This is a genomic window from Oleiphilus sp. HI0086 (assembly GCF_001635225.1).
Map to the genome: position 1 here is coordinate 1 of NZ_LWFZ01000972.1, position 2,039 is coordinate 2,039.

At 43.4% G+C, this 2,039-nt stretch carries 3 protein-coding genes and 2 pseudogenes; all 5 read right to left on the bottom strand.

Annotated elements, in window-relative coordinates; translation table 11 throughout:
- On the bottom strand, positions 1-307 hold a 307-nt coding region (locus A3756_RS17410), incomplete at its 3' end, for a pilus assembly PilX N-terminal domain-containing protein (RefSeq protein ID WP_156490565.1).
- Positions 308-339: 32 nt separating this feature from the next.
- Positions 340-1,332: a PilW family protein gene (locus A3756_RS17415; protein WP_068554084.1), complete on the bottom strand. Its 993-nt coding sequence runs from the start codon at positions 1,330-1,332 to the stop codon at positions 340-342.
- Positions 1,329-1,607: a hypothetical protein gene (locus A3756_RS17420; protein WP_231872180.1), complete on the bottom strand. Its 279-nt coding sequence runs from the start codon at positions 1,605-1,607 to the stop codon at positions 1,329-1,331. Before A3756_RS17420 ends, A3756_RS17415 begins: the two co-directional genes overlap by 4 nt.
- 12 nt (positions 1,608-1,619) lie before the next feature.
- Positions 1,620-1,760: pseudogene (locus A3756_RS29290) on the bottom strand (prepilin-type N-terminal cleavage/methylation domain-containing protein); the annotation flags it as partial.
- A 95-nt stretch (positions 1,761-1,855) separates the two neighbouring features.
- Positions 1,856-2,039 (bottom strand): annotated as a pseudogene (gene ispH / locus A3756_RS27860) (4-hydroxy-3-methylbut-2-enyl diphosphate reductase); the annotation flags it as partial.

The following is a 2,039-nucleotide window of genomic DNA, read 5'->3' on the forward strand; positions in this document are numbered from 1 at the left end:
GGTTCAGCAAGTCATCGATTAACTTGAAGCCTTCTGAGTATGACTTTTTGAGCTCAACATGACTATCTCGTCTAGAATCAATAAAGCTTTTTATTTGCTTCGCAGCTTGAAGCTGAAACTGATTTAGTTCATGACTGCTTTGTTGAAACGCCACTCTGGAAGACTGAGATTTAAAGCTTAGGTAACTGCTTTGCATCATCGTTGTTGAGAGTATTGTGAGGATCGCCAGCAACATTAATGACAAGACTAATGTAGCTCCGTATTGTTGCATGGCTCTTATTGGATAGGTCTTTGATTTTAGGTGCATATTGCCTCCTTGCTCATCACCGCTGTTATTAACTAAGTATTCTTCAAACTAAATTCTGACTGAAACTTTTTGAATTTATACCTCCGTTCATGCTCTTCTGGCTCGAACTCAAAACCTGTACCCAGTTTGAATTCTCTTTCCGGATTCTCATTCGAACTTGCCGATAGCTTGCTTTTGAATAAAGCGAAAACACGTACCGACAATACATCATTCCAGCTGAAAACGTTATCGGCAGTAAGATAGCGCTCCACCTTGCCATCACCACTTAGATCGAGCCCATATTCAAATTGCATTTGCGCCACACCATTAACCAAGCGCTGTTTGATAAAGCGGTTGCCGATCAGGGTATAACGACTTAAGCCGATACCTGAGACATCACAAAGCTCTTCATCTTTGCAATACTCCAGATAGTACATATCGATACTCAACAAGCTATTAACAACAAAAGCTGAGGGTGGCACTTGTTGCCGCGCTTTAGCCATATCTTTGCCCTGGAAAACAATCCCCCCTGTTTCAGGGCTTCCTCGAACAATAAAGCGTTTTTTATAGTACTTATTACCTAACTTTTCTTCAGGAACCGGGTCATTCACCGATGCGCGACGAACAAGTAGTACATCGCTATGAGGTACATAATCTTTGCTCAAGCAATCACTGGGTAATGCAGGAATATCATTTGCATTTTCTCGCCCGTCAAAGCCTTGCAAGCCTTGTTCAATATTGAGCACCCAAGCACTGTTGCAGTTGCCCGGAAAAGCACTAAGTTGCTTCGTTATCAGCGTTAATTCTCGGGAATCAACTCCACCCCAGAATCCAGCCATATTGATAGAGTCCTGCAAGACGGAAAAGCTCAATTGGGCACTATCCAGCATTTCATTTGCTCCAGTAACCCGGCTTGAAGCATCACGCGCAATTTTGAATACTTCAAATAAAGCCAGACTCAAAATTGAGCTCAGCGCCAAAGCGATCAACAACTCTATCAAGCTAAGACCTTTATGATATTCCAACTGATTGAGATGCCCCTTCATAGGCTTACACTCGACACTAGCTGAGATCTCCGATTACCCTGCTGCCGGGCGTGGTCTTCACTGGAATTCCAGCTCAAGGTCACTCGATAGTTTGAAGCACTAGATTCGATTAGCGCCAAACCTGAAGGTAAGCTTTCAGACACTTGTTGAGTCCAAAATTCAGCCCCCTGAGTTGAACCGCTTGCTTGAAGCTGATTTGAAATAGCACTCGCCAACAAACTAGCGCTAAAGTACTGCTGAGCATCGAGTGCCATCCTCATGCTGGTAATTTGCATTGAGGCGAGTCCTAAAATTCCGACACTAAAAATAAGCAAGCTGATGAGAAGTTCAATCAGAGAAAAACCTGACTGAGCAGCCTTTAAAGAAGCTATATTTGGCGCACGCGAGCACGTACTTAACTTACATGAAGTCTTTAACATCAGCATCATATCCTTTGATCGCTGGTTAATTGTGAGAAAGCGCTTATCCTTTGCGCTTGACTTATATGCTAACCAATTCGATTCTGGCTAGCAAATAATAAACTCTAAATATTTTCTGCGGGTATTCTTAGAGCTTTCGGCATGCTGAAAACGATATTTTCTTCACGGCCATCAGCCTCTTCAACTTCTTTAGCCCCCAACTCTACCAAACGATCGACAACTTTCTGCACGAGAACTTCGGGTGCAGACGCACCAGCCGTAACGGAAATTGCGTTTGCCGACTGCAAC

Coding starts and splice junctions, on each gene's coding strand:
- A3756_RS17415 (WP_068554084.1), bottom strand. CDS start 1,332: ATGAAGGGGCATCTCAATCAGTTGGAATATCATAAAGGTCTTAGCTTG.
- A3756_RS17420 (WP_231872180.1), bottom strand. CDS start 1,607: ATGCAAATTACCAGCATGAGGATGGCACTCGATGCTCAGCAGTACTTT.